General features: G+C 66.6%; 24 protein-coding genes. All 24 read right to left on the reverse strand.

Annotated features, from left to right (window positions below):
• Positions 1–173 precede the first annotated feature (173 nt).
• The 24 genes from rpmJ to rplD all read right to left on the reverse strand — a co-directional run bounded on the left by rpmJ (position 174) and on the right by rplD (position 13002).
• Entirely contained in the window at positions 174–287 is a 114-nt protein-coding gene (gene rpmJ / locus AC6F7H_RS09935; protein ID WP_003974245.1) for a 50S ribosomal protein L36, read from the reverse strand.
• A gap of 65 nt (positions 288–352) precedes the next feature.
• On the reverse strand, positions 353–574 hold the full coding sequence (gene infA / locus AC6F7H_RS09940) for a translation initiation factor IF-1 (RefSeq protein ID WP_004927214.1): 222 nt from the start codon (positions 572–574) through the stop codon (positions 353–355).
• Between the two features lie 361 nt (positions 575–935).
• Positions 936–1772, reverse strand: coding sequence for a type I methionyl aminopeptidase (map, locus tag AC6F7H_RS09945; RefSeq protein ID WP_500756618.1), 837 nt, complete (start codon positions 1770–1772; stop codon positions 936–938).
• 132 nt (positions 1773–1904) lie between these two features.
• Complete coding sequence (locus AC6F7H_RS09950) at positions 1905–2558, reverse strand: adenylate kinase (RefSeq protein ID WP_361449922.1); 654 nt, start codon at positions 2556–2558, stop codon at positions 1905–1907.
• A complete protein-coding gene (secY, locus tag AC6F7H_RS09955) occupies positions 2558–3871 on the reverse strand; it encodes a preprotein translocase subunit SecY (protein ID WP_500756620.1) in 1314 nt (437 codons plus the stop codon). Before secY ends, AC6F7H_RS09950 begins: the two co-directional genes overlap by 1 nt.
• A gap of 241 nt (positions 3872–4112) precedes the next feature.
• Positions 4113–4568, reverse strand: coding sequence for a 50S ribosomal protein L15 (gene rplO, locus AC6F7H_RS09960; RefSeq protein WP_109381505.1), 456 nt, complete (start codon positions 4566–4568; stop codon positions 4113–4115).
• Between the two features lie 2 nt (positions 4569–4570).
• Positions 4571–4753 carry a 50S ribosomal protein L30 gene (gene rpmD / locus AC6F7H_RS09965; RefSeq protein ID WP_109381506.1) on the reverse strand — a complete coding sequence of 61 codons (183 nt, stop codon included), beginning with the start codon at positions 4751–4753 and terminating at the stop codon, positions 4571–4573.
• A 2-nt stretch (positions 4754–4755) separates the two neighbouring features.
• Entirely contained in the window at positions 4756–5361 is a 606-nt protein-coding gene (gene rpsE, locus AC6F7H_RS09970; protein ID WP_500756623.1) for a 30S ribosomal protein S5, read from the reverse strand.
• 39 nt (positions 5362–5400) lie between these two features.
• A complete protein-coding gene (gene rplR, locus AC6F7H_RS09975; RefSeq protein WP_109381508.1) occupies positions 5401–5784 on the reverse strand; it encodes a 50S ribosomal protein L18 in 384 nt (127 codons plus the stop codon).
• 3 nt (positions 5785–5787) lie between these two features.
• Positions 5788–6327: a 50S ribosomal protein L6 gene (gene rplF, locus AC6F7H_RS09980; RefSeq protein ID WP_500756624.1), complete on the reverse strand. Its 540-nt coding sequence runs from the start codon at positions 6325–6327 to the stop codon at positions 5788–5790.
• A gap of 24 nt (positions 6328–6351) precedes the next feature.
• Positions 6352–6750 carry a 30S ribosomal protein S8 gene (rpsH, locus tag AC6F7H_RS09985; RefSeq protein ID WP_055592171.1) on the reverse strand — a complete coding sequence of 133 codons (399 nt, stop codon included), beginning with the start codon at positions 6748–6750 and terminating at the stop codon, positions 6352–6354.
• Between the two features lie 239 nt (positions 6751–6989).
• The gene (locus AC6F7H_RS09990) at positions 6990–7175 is read right to left on the reverse strand and encodes a type Z 30S ribosomal protein S14 (protein WP_003948630.1); all 186 of its coding nucleotides are present in this window, start codon (positions 7173–7175) and stop codon (positions 6990–6992) included.
• Between the two features lie 5 nt (positions 7176–7180).
• A complete protein-coding gene (gene rplE / locus AC6F7H_RS09995; RefSeq protein ID WP_109381510.1) occupies positions 7181–7738 on the reverse strand; it encodes a 50S ribosomal protein L5 in 558 nt (185 codons plus the stop codon).
• Positions 7738–8061, reverse strand: coding sequence for a 50S ribosomal protein L24 (gene rplX / locus AC6F7H_RS10000; protein ID WP_109381511.1), 324 nt, complete (start codon positions 8059–8061; stop codon positions 7738–7740). Before rplX ends, rplE begins: the two co-directional genes overlap by 1 nt.
• A 2-nt stretch (positions 8062–8063) precedes the next feature.
• The gene (gene rplN, locus AC6F7H_RS10005; RefSeq protein WP_003992364.1) at positions 8064–8432 is read right to left on the reverse strand and encodes a 50S ribosomal protein L14; all 369 of its coding nucleotides are present in this window, start codon (positions 8430–8432) and stop codon (positions 8064–8066) included.
• 156 nt (positions 8433–8588) lie between these two features.
• Positions 8589–8876 carry a 30S ribosomal protein S17 gene (gene rpsQ, locus AC6F7H_RS10010; RefSeq protein WP_202275757.1) on the reverse strand — a complete coding sequence of 96 codons (288 nt, stop codon included), beginning with the start codon at positions 8874–8876 and terminating at the stop codon, positions 8589–8591.
• Positions 8876–9100 carry a 50S ribosomal protein L29 gene (gene rpmC / locus AC6F7H_RS10015; protein ID WP_030831683.1) on the reverse strand — a complete coding sequence of 75 codons (225 nt, stop codon included), beginning with the start codon at positions 9098–9100 and terminating at the stop codon, positions 8876–8878. The genes rpsQ and rpmC overlap by 1 nt, the downstream gene beginning before the upstream one ends.
• Positions 9100–9519 (reverse strand): 50S ribosomal protein L16, encoded by a 420-nt coding sequence (rplP, locus tag AC6F7H_RS10020; protein WP_406726006.1) that lies wholly within the window; start codon positions 9517–9519, stop codon positions 9100–9102. The genes rpmC and rplP overlap by 1 nt, the downstream gene beginning before the upstream one ends.
• Positions 9520–9524: 5 nt before the next feature.
• A complete protein-coding gene (gene rpsC / locus AC6F7H_RS10025; RefSeq protein WP_004927271.1) occupies positions 9525–10352 on the reverse strand; it encodes a 30S ribosomal protein S3 in 828 nt (275 codons plus the stop codon).
• Positions 10352–10699, reverse strand: a complete 348-nt coding sequence (gene rplV / locus AC6F7H_RS10030) for a 50S ribosomal protein L22 (protein ID WP_363040971.1) — start codon at positions 10697–10699, stop codon at positions 10352–10354. The genes rpsC and rplV overlap by 1 nt, the downstream gene beginning before the upstream one ends.
• Before the next feature lie 41 nt (positions 10700–10740).
• The gene (gene rpsS / locus AC6F7H_RS10035) at positions 10741–11022 is read right to left on the reverse strand and encodes a 30S ribosomal protein S19 (RefSeq protein WP_003948639.1); all 282 of its coding nucleotides are present in this window, start codon (positions 11020–11022) and stop codon (positions 10741–10743) included.
• Between the two features lie 12 nt (positions 11023–11034).
• Entirely contained in the window at positions 11035–11871 is an 837-nt protein-coding gene (rplB, locus tag AC6F7H_RS10040; protein WP_109381515.1) for a 50S ribosomal protein L2, read from the reverse strand.
• A gap of 52 nt (positions 11872–11923) precedes the next feature.
• Entirely contained in the window at positions 11924–12343 is a 420-nt protein-coding gene (rplW, locus tag AC6F7H_RS10045) for a 50S ribosomal protein L23 (RefSeq protein ID WP_500756629.1), read from the reverse strand.
• Positions 12343–13002 carry a 50S ribosomal protein L4 gene (gene rplD / locus AC6F7H_RS10050; protein ID WP_500756630.1) on the reverse strand — a complete coding sequence of 220 codons (660 nt, stop codon included), beginning with the start codon at positions 13000–13002 and terminating at the stop codon, positions 12343–12345. The genes rplW and rplD overlap by 1 nt, the downstream gene beginning before the upstream one ends.
• Positions 13003–13007 lie beyond the last annotated feature (5 nt).

Below are 13007 nucleotides of genomic sequence, written 5' to 3' on the forward strand. Positions count from 1 at the left end.
CAGAGCCGTCCCCCGGCCGCCGTCCTCGCCTGTTGCGGCGATTTGGTACGAACCGGGTCCCCAGCCTCCGAGACCGGGGGTGTCGAGCCGTGCGGCTCGGGCTCTGCGTATGAACATGTTGCTCGCGTCGCGCGAAGTTCTGCGGGAAAGTCGCAGAGGGTGGATCGTGCGGGTCAGCCCTGGCGCTGCTTGTGGCGCGGGTTGTCGCAGATAACCATGACCCGGCCGTGACGGCGGATCACCCTGCACTTGTCGCAGATCTTCTTGACGCTCGGCTTGACCTTCATGGGATGTGAAGTTCTCCGGGCTCAGTGCCCCCGCACCACAAGGGGAGGGGGCAAGATCTACTTGCTCACTTGTACCGGTAGACGATCCGGCCCCGGGTCAGGTCATACGGAGAGAGCTCCACCACGACCCGGTCGTCAGGGAGGATGCGGATGTAGTGCATACGCATCTTGCCGCTGATGTGTGCCAGGACCTGGTGGCCGTTCTGGAGCTCGACCCTGAACATGGCGTTCGGAAGAGACTCGACGACAGTGCCCTCGATCTCGATGGCACCTTGCTTCTTGGCCACGCTTCGCCCTTCGAATCGACTACCTTGATCGACTCCGCTGCGCACCGTGATCACATGCAGGCATGCGGATGCACAAGAGCCGACGAGTCAGTCTACGTCAGGGCACCCCGAAAGACGAATCGAGAAAGTCTGCCCCACCCTCGAGATCCTTAACCCGCGGGCTTCCGCCGAGCCCCGGGCTCGCACCAGCTGATCGGGCGCCGCCGTCACCCCGTACTCGGCGAGCTTCGCCTTCCCCCCGTCCGGCGCCGTCAGCACCAGCGGCCCCGCCGCCCCTCTCGCGGGCTCGGCGTCCGGGGCGCCTCACAGGCTTCGAGCGGCTGCGCCGGCCTCCGACCGGCGGTCGCGGCGAAGCCCTCCGTCAGGCGAGCGGGTCCGGAGCCGCCGTCACCCCGTACTCGGCGAGCTTCGCCTTCCCCCCGTCCGGCGCCGTCAGCACCAGCGGCCCCGCCTCCGTCAGTGCGACCGAGTGCTCCCAGTGCGAGGACCAGGTGCCGTCCGTGGTGATGACGGTCCAGTCGTCCTCCAGCACCTGCGTCTTCGCGGTGCCCAGCGAGACCATCGGCTCGATGGCGAGGCAGAAGCCCGGGACCAGCTTGGGCCCCTTGCCCCGGCGGCGGTCGACGTAGTTCAGCAGATGCGGGTCCATGTGCATCTCGGTGCCGATGCCGTGGCCGCCGTAGTCCTCGATGATCCCGTAGCGCCCGCCGCCGGGCTTCGGCTGCCGGCGGATGTAGGTCTCGATGGCGCGGGAGACGTCGACCAGCCGGTTGCCCTGCTTCATGGCCGCGACGCCGGCCCACATCGACTCCTCGGTCACCCGGGACAGCTCGACCAGCTCCGGCGCGTGCCCCGACCCGACGAAGGCGGTGTAGGCCGCGTCGCCGTGCCAGCCGTCGATGATGGCGCCGCAGTCGATGGAGATGATGTCCCCGTCCTTGAGGACGACCTCGTCGGAGGGGATGCCGTGGACGACGACCTCGTTGACGGAGGTGCAGATCGTCGCGGGGAAGCCGCCGTAGCCGAGGAAGTTCGGCTTGGCGTCGTGCTCGGCGAGCACCTTGCGGGCGACCTGGTCCAGATCCCTCGTCGTGGCCCCGGGCACGGCCGCCTCACGCGTGGCCGCGTGGATGGCAGCGACCACCAGCCCCGCCTCACGCATCTTGGCGATCTGCTCGGGGGTCTTGATCTGCACCATGAGGGCTACGGCCTTTCTGGACCGGAGAGGTTACGGACACCGTCAACGATACGGGGGAGGCCGTCCGCCCCTCCCCCCCCGCGCACACGTCGGCCGCGGCCCCCGCAGGGAACCGCGGCCGGACGCGCACCGTCACTGATCGCGGTTGAGCGCCTCCAGCGCACGCCCGGTGACCTCGTCGACCGGACCCAGCGCCGAGATCGTCACCACGAGGCCCTGGGCCCGGTAGTAGTCGATGATCGGCTCGGTCTGCGTGTGGTAGACCTCCAGCCGGGTGCGCACCGTTTCCTCGGCGTCGTCGTCGCGCTGGTACAGCTCGCCGCCGCAGACGTCGCAGACGCCCTCCTGCTTCGGCTTGCTGTACGTCACGTGGAAGACGTGGCTGGAGTCCTTGCGGCAGATCCGCCGCCCGGCGATCCGCTTGACCACCTCGGCCTCGGGGGCCTCCAGGTCGAGCACCGCGTCCAGCGTGATGCCCTCGGACTCCAGCAGCTCGTCGAGCGACTCCGCCTGGGAGACGTTCCTCGGGAACCCGTCCAGCAGGAAGCCCGCCTCGGCGTCGGGCTGCTCCATACGGTCCTTCGCCATGGCGATGGTGACCTCGTCCGGTACGAGGTTGCCCTCGTCCATGTACGACTTCGCGAGCTTGCCCAGCTCGGTCTGCCGACTGATATTGGCGCGGAACAGGTCGCCCGTGGAGATGTGGGGGATGCTCAGCTTCTCGGCAAGGCGGGTGGCCTGGGTGCCTTTGCCAGCACCGGGCGGCCCGACGAGGACGATTCGCATCAGCGGAGGAACCCTTCGTAATTGCGCTGCTGGAGCTGGCTCTCGATCTGCCTCACCGTCTCGAGACCGACACCCACGATGATCAGGATGCTGGTCCCGCCGAACGGGAAGTTCTGGTTTGCCCCGAAACCGGCCAACGCCATCGTCGGCACGAGAGCGATCAGCCCCAAGTACAGCGAACCCGGCCAGGTGATCCGGTTGAGTACGTAGCTGAGGTACTCAGCGGTCGGTCGGCCAGCCCGGATGCCCGGGATGAAGCCACCATACTTCTTCATGTTGTCGGCGACTTCTTCGGGGTTGAAGGTGATCGCCACGTAGAAGAACGCGAAGAACACGATCAAGAAGAAGTAAAGAATGATGTGCGGCGTGGCCCCGGTGTCGGCGAGGTTCTTCGTGATCCAGACCGCCCAACCCGCGGTGGAGTTGGAGAACTGGACGATCAGCGCCGGAATGTAGAGCAGCGACGAGGCGAAGATGACGGGGATGACGCCCGCCTGGTTCACCTTGAGGGGAATGTAGGTGGACGTACCGCCGTAGGACCGGCGGCCGATCATGCGCTTCGCGTACTGCACGGGAATCCGGCGCTGGGCCTGCTCGACGAAGACGACCAGGCCGACCATGACCAGACCGACGAGCAGAACCGTGCCGAACTCGATCCAGCCGTCCGCCAGGTCGCCCTGCTCCTTGATGGCCCACAGGGCGGAGGGGAAGGTCGCGGCGATCGAGATGAACATCAGGATCGACATGCCGTTGCCGATGCCGCGGTCGGTGATGAGCTCACCGAGCCACATCACGACGGCCGTACCGGCGGTCATGGTGATGACCATGGTGATGGTCACGAACATGGACTGGTCGGGGACGATCTGGTTCCCCACCGGGCAGCCCTGGAAGAGGGCGCCGCTGCGGGCGGTGGCCACCAGGCCGGTGCCCTGCAGGACGGCGAGCGCCACCGTCAGGTAACGCGTGTACTGCGTGATCTTGGCGGTGCCGGCCTGGCCCTCCTTCTTCAGGGCCTCCAGGCGCGGGATCACCACGGTCAGCAGCTGCAGAATGATGCTCGCCGTGATGTACGGCATGATGCCCAGGGCGAAGATCGTGATCTGCAGCAGCGCGCCGCCGCTGAACATGTTGACCAGTCCGAACAGGCCCTGGTTCGCCTGGGCCGCGTCGATACAGGCCTGCACGTTGCGGTAGTCGACACCGGGAATCGGGATGTTCGTACCGATCCGGTACACCACGATGATGCCGAGTGTGAACAGCAGTTTCTTGCGCAGGTCGGGCGTCTTGAACGCCCGGGCGAACGCGGTGAGCACGGTGCCTCCTGCGACCCCCGCGCAACCGCGTCAAGGGTGATGGTCGTGAGATTCCGATGAGGGACGAATACGTAACGGACAACTTCCCTCCGGAGTGCCCGAGTGGGGCGCCCGAGGAAAGTGGGCAGTGCAGGCCACCTTACCGGCGAGACCACCGCCCTTGGAACGACCAACCGGGGATACCCCAAATGTGGGGTATCCCCGGTCGGGATCGTTCAGGTCATCGGCACGCCTGAGTGATTCAGACGAGCTCGGTGACGGTACCGCCGGCGGCGGTGATCTTCTCCTTGGCGGAGCCGGAGACGGCGTCGACCGTCACCTGCAGCGCCACGGAGATCTCGCCCTGGCCGAGGACCTTGACGAGGCTGTTCTTGCGAACGGCCCCCTTGGCCACCAGACCCTCGACGGTGACCTCGCCACCCTCGGGGTAGAGCGCGGCCAGCTTGTCGAGGTTCACGACCTGGAACTCGGTCTTGAACGGGTTCTTGAAGCCCTTCAGCTTCGGGAGACGCATGTGGAGCGGCATCTGGCCACCCTCGAAGTTCTCCGGAACCTGGTAACGGGCCTTGGTGCCCTTCGTACCACGACCGGCCGTCTTACCCTTGGACGCCTCACCACGACCCACACGGGTCTTGGCGGTCTTGGCGCCCGGGGCGGGACGGAGGTTGTGGATCTTGAGCGGGTTCTGCTCCGCCATGATCAGTCGACCTCCTCGACCGTCACGAGGTGGCGGACGGTGTGCACCATTCCGCGGAACTCGGGGCGGTCCTCCTTGACGACCACGTCGTTGACCTTCTTCAGGCCAAGCGAACGCAGGGTGTCACGGTGGTTCTGCTTGCTGCCGATGTAGGACTTGACCTGCGTAATCCTGAGCTGCGCCATGATTACGCACCCGCCCCGGCACGTGCACGGAGGAGAGCCGCGGGGGCGACGTCCTCGAGCGGCAGACCGCGGCGGGCCGCGACCTCCTCGGGACGCTGCAGGCCCTTGAGGGCCGCCACGGTCGCGTGCACGATGTTGATCGCGTTGTCGGAGCCGAGCGACTTCGACAGGATGTCGTGGATACCGGCGCACTCGAGCACGGCACGCACCGGACCACCGGCGATAACACCGGTACCCGGGGCAGCCGGCTTGAGCAGCACGACACCGGCAGCCTTCTCACCCTGGATCGGGTGCGGGATGGTGCCCTGGATGCGGGGGACCTTGAAGAAGTGCTTCTTGGCCTCCTCAACGCCCTTGGCGATGGCGGCCGGCACCTCCTTGGCCTTGCCGTATCCGACACCCACGGTGCCGTCACCGTCGCCCACCACGACCAGCGCGGTGAAGCTGAAGCGACGACCACCCTTCACAACCTTGGCGACACGGTTGATCGCGACGACGCGCTCAACGTATGCGGTCTTGTCGGCGGCAGCTGCGCCGCCGTCACGGCCCTTCCGGTCCCGCCGCTCGCCGCCACCGGCACCGCCACCGCGGCGCTGGGGTCCAGCCATTGGAATTACCTCTCTCTGTTTCCGCTAGCTACGGCAGGCTCAGAACTTGAGCCCGGCTTCGCGGGCGGCGTCCGCCAGGGCGGCGATGCGCCCCGCGTACTGGTTGCCACCACGGTCGAACACCACGGCCTCGACACCGGCGGCCTTGGCACGCTCGGCGACCAGGGCCCCGACCTGCTTGGCCTGTGCGGACTTGTCGGCCTCGCCGCCGCGGATCGACGCGTCCAAGGTGGACGCCGACGCCACGGTGTGGCCCTTCAGGTCGTCGATCACCTGCGCCACGATGTGGCGGTTGGAGCGGGTCACGACCAGGCGAGGACGCTCGGCGGTACCGGCGACCTTCTTGCGGATCCGAAGGTGACGACGCTTGATCGCGGCACGCTTGTAGGCGTCGCCCTTGAGGATCTTCTGCCCGTATGCCATGGCTTACTTACCCGCCTTTCCGACCTTGCGCCGGATGACTTCGCCCTCGTACTTGACGCCCTTGGCCTTGTACGGGTCGGGCTTGCGCAGCTTGCGGATGTTCGCCGCAACCTCGCCGACCTTCTGCTTGTCGATGCCCTCGACCGAGAAACGGGTCGGGGACTCCACCTTGAAGGTGATGCCCTCGGGGGCCTCGATCAGGATCGGGTGGCTGTAGCCGAGGGAGAACTCCAGGTTCGAACCCTTGGCGAGCACGCGGTAACCGACACCGCTGATCTCGAGCTTCTTCACGTAACCCTGGGTCACGCCGGTGATCATGTTCGCCACCAGCGTGCGGGACAGGCCGTGCAGGGCCTTGTTCTGACGCTCGTCGTTGGGGCGGGTGACGCTGAGCACGCCGTCCTCACCCCTGGCGACCTCGATCGGCGCCGCCACGGTGTGGGTCAGCGAGCCCTTCGGGCCCTTGACCGCGACCGTACGGCCGTCGATGGTGACGTCCACGCCGGCGGGAACCGCGATGGGGAGCTTGCCGATGCGCGACATAGCTGTTTCCTCCGTTCCCTTCCGCTACCAGACGTAGGCGAGGACTTCCCCACCCACGCCCTTCTTGCCGGCCTGCTTGTCGGTGAGGAGCCCGTGCGACGTGGAGATGATCGCCACGCCGAGGCCGCCCAGCACCTTCGGCAGGGAGGTGGACTTCGCGTACACCCGGAGACCGGGCTTGGAGATCCGCTTGATGCCCGCGATGGAGCGCTCACGGTTCGGGCCGAACTTCAGCTCGAGGACGAGGTTCTTGCCGACCTCGGCGTCCTCGGTCTTCCAGCCCGTGATGAAGCCCTCCTGCTGGAGGATCTCCGCGATGTGAGACTTGATCTTGGACGCCGGCATCGTCACGGAGTCGTGGTACGCCGAGTTCGCGTTCCGCAGACGCGTCAGCATGTCTGCGATCGGATCAGTCATGGTCATGAATTGGCCTTCGGCCTCTCTCGCCGTGGTTTCCTGGTGCGCCATCCCTCTCCCCGATCCGAGACGGGACGGGTGCGGCGCGGTGGACCTACGGCGTAGTAAGCAAACATGAGCGGGTTGTCGCCCGCGTGCTTCGGGGCACGGCAGGTGCCCAACCCCACAAGCCTAAGCCATGTGGAGCGGGCCTCCCGCCGATTCCCGTTGCTTACCGAGAGCCCTGGGAGTCCGGAACTACCGGATTACCAGGAACTCTTGGTCACGCCCGGCAGCTCGCCACGGTGAGCCATCTCACGAAGGCACACGCGGCACAGGCCGAACTTGCGGTACACGGAGTGCGGACGACCGCAGCGCTGGCAGCGGGTGTAGCCGCGCACTCCGAACTTGGGCTTGCGAGCAGCCTTCGCGATGAGAGCCTTCTTCGCCATCTCGCTCACGCCTCCTTGAACGGGAAGCCGAGGTGACGGAGAAGGGCACGGCCCTCTGCGTCGTTGGTCGCCGTGGTGACCACGGTGATGTCCATACCCCGGACACGGTCGATCTTGTCCTGGTCGATCTCGTGGAACATGACCTGCTCGGTGAGACCGAAGGTGTAGTTGCCACGGCCGTCGAACTGCTTGGGGGACAGACCGCGGAAGTCGCGGATGCGCGGCAGCGCGAGCGACAGGGTGCGGTCCAGGAACTCCCACATGCGGTCGCCACGGAGCGTGACGTGGGCACCGATCGGCTGTCCCTCACGCAGCTTGAACTGCGCGATGGACTTGCGGGCCTTGGTGACGGCCGGCTTCTGACCGGTGATCGTGGTGAGGTCGCGCACGGCGCCCTCGATCAGCTTGGAGTCGCGGGCGGCGTCGCCCACACCCATGTTGACCACGATCTTGACGAGGCCGGGAACCTGCATGACGTTCTCGTAGGAGAACTCCTCACGCAGCTTGCCCGCGATCTCCTCGCGGTACTTCGTCTTCAGACGCGGAGTGGTGGTGGTAGCCATCAGATGTCCTCACCCGTCCGCTTGGCAACGCGGATCTTGTTGCCTTCGTCGTCGAAGCGGTAGCCGACGCGGGTCACGACCTTCTTGCCGTCCTTCTCCACGACGAGCTGAACGTTGCTCACGTGGACGGGGGCCTCGGTGGTCACGATCCCGCCGGCCTGCGAACCGCCGGCGGTCGGGGCGGCCTTGGTGTGCTTCTTGACCCGGTTGACGCCCTCGACCAGGACGCGCTCCTCGCGCGGGTAAGCGGCGATGACCTTGCCCTGCTTGCCCTTGTCCTTGCCGGTGACGACCTGGACCAGGTCACCCTTCTTGATCTTCATGCTCACAGCACCTCCGGCGCGAGGGAGATGATCTTCATGAACTTCTTCTCGCGCAGCTCTCGGCCGACCGGGCCGAAGATACGGGTGCCACGGGGGTCGCCGTCGTTCTTCAGAATGACGGCGGCGTTCTCGTCGAAGCGGATGTACGAGCCGTCCGGACGGCGGCGCTCCTTGACGGTGCGAACGATGACCGCCTTGATGACGTCACCCTTCTTCACGTTGCCGCCGGGGATCGCGTCCTTGACGGTGGCGACGATGACGTCACCGATGCCCGCGTAGCGGCGACCGGAGCCACCGAGCACACGGATGCAAAGGATTTCCTTCGCCCCCGTGTTGTCGGCGACGCGCAGTCGCGACTCCTGCTGGATCACGTCTATCTCCTGAATGTCTGCCGGTTCCCCAACGGGGCTGACGCGCTTTCAGTCGAACTCAGTCGAGCGCGGTAGCCCCGTTGGAGCCTGGCGGAACTGTCCTGCGAGGGGTGCCCCGCAGGAACGTACTTTTTGGAATTCCCTTGCGGGAATTACCTACTTGGCCTTCTCGAGGATCTCGACGATGCGCCAGTGCTTCGTCGCGGACAGCGGCCGGGTCTCCATCAGGAGGACGCGGTCGCCGACGCCGGCGGCGTTCTGCTCGTCGTGGGCCTTGAGCTTGCTCGTGCTGCGGATGACCTTGCCGTACAGCGCGTGCTTCTTGCGGTCCTCGACGGCGACGACGACGGTCTTGTCCATCTTGTCGCTGACGACGATGCCCTCACGGCTCTTGCGGAAGCCCCGAGCCTCAGTGTTCGTCTCAGTCACGTTGTTCTCGCTCATCAGGCGTTCTCCACCGTTTCGATGCCCAGCTCGCGCTCGCGCATCAGGGTGTAGATCCGCGCGATGTCCTTGCGGACGGCCTTCAGCCGACCGTGGTTCTCGAGCTGTCCGGTCGCCGCCTGGAAGCGGAGGTTGAACAGCTCTTCCTTGGCTTCGCGGAGCTTCGCGAGAAGCTCCTCGTCACCCAGTTCGCGCAGCTCGGACGCCTTGGTACCGGCCGACATCACGCTTCACCTGCCTCGCGCTTGACGATCCGGCACTTCATCGGCAGCTTGTGGGCCGCACGGGTCAGCGCCTCACGGGCGATCTTCTCGTTGGGGTACGACAGCTCGAACATGACGCGTCCGGGCTTGACGTTGGCGATCCACCACTCCGGAGAACCCTTACCGGAACCCATGCGGGTCTCGGCCGGCTTCTTCGTCAGCGGGCGGTCCGGGTAGATGTTGATCCAGACCTTGCCACCACGCTTGATGTGGCGGGTCATGGCGATACGAGCCGCCTCGATCTGGCGGTTCGTCACATACGCCGGGGTCACCGCTTGGATGCCGTACTCGCCGAACGCAACCTGCGTTCCGCCCTTGGACATGCCGCTGCGGCCGGGGTGGTGCTGCTTGCGGTGCTTGACCCTACGGGGGATCAGCATGTCGGTCAGGCCTCCGTTCCGGTGCTCTCAGCCGGAGCGGCGGCGGGTGCCTCGGCCTTGGGGGCCTCGGCAGCCGGAGCCTGCTGCGGCTTGCGACCGCGCCCGCCACGCTCGCCACCGCGGCCACCACGGGCCGGGCGGTCGGCACCGCCACGGGCCGGGCGGTTGCCGGCGCGGGCAGCGGCGTTCTCGGCGCGGACCTCGGCGATGTTCTTGACGTCGCCCTTGTAGATCCAGACCTTCACGCCGATGCGGCCGAAGGTCGTCTTGGCCTCGAAGAAGCCGTAGTCCACGTTCGCGCGGAGCGTGTGCAGGGGCACGCGGCCCTCGCGGTAGAACTCCGAGCGGGACATCTCGGCGCCGCCGAGACGGCCACCGCACTGGATCTTGATGCCCTTGGCGCCCGCCTTCATCGCCGACTGCATGCTCTTGCGCATGGCGCGGCGGAAGGAGACGCGGGAGGAGAGCTGCTCGGCGACGGCCTGGGCCACGAGCTGAGCGTCCGTCTCGGGGTTCTTGACCTCGAGGATGTTCAGCTGGACCTGCTTGCCGGTGAGCTTCTCGAGGTCGCCGCGGATGCGGTCGGCCTCGGCGCCGCGGCGGCCGATGACGATGCCCGGACGCGCGGTGTGGATGTCCACCCGCACACGGTCACGGGTGCGCTCGATCTCCACCTTCGAGATGCCGGCGCGCTCCATGCCGGACGTCATCATCCGACGGATGGCGACGTCTTCCTTGACGTAGTCCTTGTACAGCTTGTCGGCGTACCAACGCGACTTGAAGTCGGTCGTGACACCGAGCCGGAACCCGTGCGGGTTTACCTTCTGGCCCATTACCGGGTTCCTTCCTTGCTGCTGACGACCACGGTGATGTGGCTGGTCCGCTTGCGGATCCGGTAGGCACGACCCTGGGCGCGCGGACGGAACCGCTTCAGGGTCGGACCCTCGTCGACGTACGCCTCGGAAACGAAGAGGCTGTCGGCGTCGGTGTGGTCGTAGTTGTGCGCGGCGTTGGCGATGGCGCTGTCCAGCACCTTGCCGACCGGCACGCTCGCGGCCTGCGGGGCGAAACGCAGGACCGCCTGAGCCTCCGTGGCGTTCATGCCACGGATGAGGTCCACCACGCGGCGGGCCTTCATGGGCGTGACGCGGATGTACCGCGCCTGGGCCCTGGCTTCCATGGTTGTCCTTCCAGTGTCTGTCATGGTCATTCCACCCCGCCTTAGCGGCGCTTCGACTTCCGGTCGTCCTTGACGTGACCCCGGAAGGTGCGCGTCGGCGAGAACTCGCCGAGCTTGTGGCCGACCATCGACTCGGTGACGAACACCGGAATGTGGGTCTTGCCGTTGTGCACCGCGATCGTGTGGCCGAGCATGGCCGGGACGATCATCGAGCGACGGGACCAGGTCTTGATGACGTTCTTGGTGCCGGCTTCGTTCTGGACGTCCACCTTCTTGATCAGGTGGTCGTCGACGAAGGGCCCCTTCTTCAGGCTACGAGGCATCTCAACCCGTCCTTAGCGCTTCTTGTTCGTCTTGCGGCGGCGGACGATGTACTTGTTCGACGCCTTCTTGGGCGCCCGAGTACGACCTTCCTTCTGGCCCCACGGGGACACCGGGTGGCGACCACCGGAGGTACGGCCCTCACCACCACCGTGCGGGTGGTCCACCGGGTTCATGACCACACCACGCACGCTCGGGCGGACGCCCAGCCAGCGCTTACGACCGGCCTTGCCCCAGCTGATGTTGCTCTGCTCGGCGTTGCCGACCTCGCCGATGGTGCCGCGGCAGCGGACGTCGACCAGGCGGATCTCACCGGACGGCATGCGCAGGTGGGCCATCTGGCCCTCCTTCGCGAGCAGCTGCACCGAGGCGCCGGCGGAGCGGGCGAACTTGGCGCCGCCGCCGGGACGCAGCTCGATGGCGTGCAGCGTCGTACCGACCGGGATGTTGCGCAGGGCGAGGTTGTTGCCCGGCTTGATGTCGGCCCCGGGACCGTTCTCGACGCGGTCGCCCTGGCTCAGGCCACGCGGCGCGAGAATGTAGCGCTTCTCGCCGTCCGCGTAGTGCAGGAGCGCGATGCGCGCGGTGCGGTTGGGGTCGTACTCGATGTGCGCGACCTTCGCCGGCACGCCGTCCTTGTCGTGACGACGGAAGTCGATCACGCGGTAGGCGCGCTTGTGTCCGCCACCCTGGTGGCGGACGGTCACACGACCGGAATTGTTACGGCCGCCCTTGCTGTGCAGGGGACGGACCAGCGACTTCTCCGGCGTGGACCGCGTGATCTCGACGAAGTCGGCGACGCTGGAGCCACGACGGCCCGGGGTCGTCGGCTTGTACTTGCGGATACCCATTGTCTCTCAGTCCTCGGAAGTTTGTTCCGAAATCTGGACGTTCCGACCTCCGTCAGGAGGTCGGACCGCCGAAGATGTCGATACGGTCGCCCTCGGCGAGGGTCACGATCGCGCGCCTGGTGCCCGTGCGCTGGCCGAAGCCGGTGCGCGTGCGCTTGCGCTTGCCCTGGCGGTTGATCGTGTTGACGCCGGTGACCTTGACCGAGAAGACCGCCTGCACGGCCTCCTTGATCTCCGTCTTGTTGGAGCCAGGAGCGACGATGAACGTGTACTTGTTCTCGTCGATGAGCGCGTAGCTCTTCTCCGACACGACCGGCTTGATCAGGACGTCACGGTGGTCCGTGAACGACTTGCTCGCCGGGGTGATGACGGTGTTCTTGCCTTCGGTGGCGTGGCGGCGTGCCTTCTTGAGGCGCGCCTCCTTGGCCTTCTTCGCCGCCTTGGAGGCGACGGAGGGGTGACGGACAGCCATCAGACCTCGCTCCCTTCGTTGTCGTTGGCCTTGTTCGGGCCGGCGACGAAGGACTCGAAAGCGGCCTTGGTGAAGACCACGTCGTCCGAGACGAGAACGTCGTACGTGTTCAGCTGGCCCGGCTCCAGGATGTGCACCTGGGGCAGGTTGCGGGCGGACAGCCACGCGGCCTCGTCGGCGCGGTCGACGACCAGGAGCAGGTTCTTGCGCTCCGAGATCTTGCCGAACAGCGTCTTGGCGGCCTTCGTGGAGGGGGTCTCGCCCTCGATCACGCCGGTGACGACGTGAATGCGGTCGTGGCGGGCCCGGTCGGTGAGGGCGTGGCGCAGGGCCGCGGCCTTCATCTTCTTCGGGGTCCGCTGCGAGTAGTCGCGCGGCTGCGGGCCGTGGACGACGCCACCGCCGGCGAACTGCGGTGCACGGGTCGAACCCTGACGGGCGCGGCCGGTGCCCTTCTGGCGGTACGGCTTCCTGCCGCCACCGCGGACTTCACCGCGGGTCTTGGTCTTGTGCGTGCCCTGGCGGGCAGCGGCCAGCTGAGCGACGACGACCTGGTGGATCAGCGGAACGCTGACCTTCTCCACGCCGAAGATCTCCGCGGGGAGCTCGACGGTACCGGCCTTGTCGCCTGCCGGCGAAAGGATGTCAACAGTGCTCATCGTTA

Source organism: Streptomyces sp. MMS24-W38, from assembly GCF_059889265.1.

Bases quoted from the DNA above. Each gene is read 5' to 3' on its own strand.
- rpmJ (WP_003974245.1), bottom strand. From the start codon at position 287: ATGAAGGTCAAGCCGAGCGTCAAGAAGATCTGCGACAAGTGCAGGGTG.
- map (WP_500756618.1), bottom strand. From the start codon at position 1,772: ATGGTGCAGATCAAGACCCCCGAGCAGATCGCCAAGATGCGTGAGGCG.
- AC6F7H_RS09950 (WP_361449922.1), bottom strand. From the start codon at position 2,558: ATGCGAATCGTCCTCGTCGGGCCGCCCGGTGCTGGCAAAGGCACCCAG.
- rplO (WP_109381505.1), bottom strand. From the start codon at position 4,568: ATGGCGGAGCAGAACCCGCTCAAGATCCACAACCTCCGTCCCGCCCCG.
- rpmD (WP_109381506.1), bottom strand. From the start codon at position 4,753: ATGGCGCAGCTCAGGATTACGCAGGTCAAGTCCTACATCGGCAGCAAG.
- rpsE (WP_500756623.1), bottom strand. From the start codon at position 5,361: ATGGCTGGACCCCAGCGCCGCGGTGGCGGTGCCGGTGGCGGCGAGCGG.
- rplR (WP_109381508.1), bottom strand. From the start codon at position 5,784: ATGGCATACGGGCAGAAGATCCTCAAGGGCGACGCCTACAAGCGTGCC.
- rplF (WP_500756624.1), bottom strand. From the start codon at position 6,327: ATGTCGCGCATCGGCAAGCTCCCCATCGCGGTTCCCGCCGGCGTGGAC.
- rpsH (WP_055592171.1), bottom strand. From the start codon at position 6,750: ATGACCATGACTGATCCGATCGCAGACATGCTGACGCGTCTGCGGAAC.
- AC6F7H_RS09990 (WP_003948630.1), bottom strand. From the start codon at position 7,175: ATGGCGAAGAAGGCTCTCATCGCGAAGGCTGCTCGCAAGCCCAAGTTC.
- rplE (WP_109381510.1), bottom strand. From the start codon at position 7,738: ATGGCTACCACCACCACTCCGCGTCTGAAGACGAAGTACCGCGAGGAG.
- rplX (WP_109381511.1), bottom strand. From the start codon at position 8,061: ATGAAGATCAAGAAGGGTGACCTGGTCCAGGTCGTCACCGGCAAGGAC.
- rpsQ (WP_202275757.1), bottom strand. From the start codon at position 8,876: ATGAGCGAGAACAACGTGACTGAGACGAACACTGAGGCTCGGGGCTTC.
- rpmC (WP_030831683.1), bottom strand. From the start codon at position 9,100: ATGTCGGCCGGTACCAAGGCGTCCGAGCTGCGCGAACTGGGTGACGAG.
- rplP (WP_406726006.1), bottom strand. From the start codon at position 9,519: ATGCTGATCCCCCGTAGGGTCAAGCACCGCAAGCAGCACCACCCCGGC.
- rpsC (WP_004927271.1), bottom strand. From the start codon at position 10,352: ATGGGCCAGAAGGTAAACCCGCACGGGTTCCGGCTCGGTGTCACGACC.
- rplV (WP_363040971.1), bottom strand. From the start codon at position 10,699: ATGGAAGCCAGGGCCCAGGCGCGGTACATCCGCGTCACGCCCATGAAG.
- rpsS (WP_003948639.1), bottom strand. From the start codon at position 11,022: ATGCCTCGTAGCCTGAAGAAGGGGCCCTTCGTCGACGACCACCTGATC.
- rplB (WP_109381515.1), bottom strand. From the start codon at position 11,871: ATGGGTATCCGCAAGTACAAGCCGACGACCCCGGGCCGTCGTGGCTCC.
- rplW (WP_500756629.1), bottom strand. From the start codon at position 12,343: ATGGCTGTCCGTCACCCCTCCGTCGCCTCCAAGGCGGCGAAGAAGGCC.
- rplD (WP_500756630.1), bottom strand. From the start codon at position 13,002: ATGAGCACTGTTGACATCCTTTCGCCGGCAGGCGACAAGGCCGGTACC.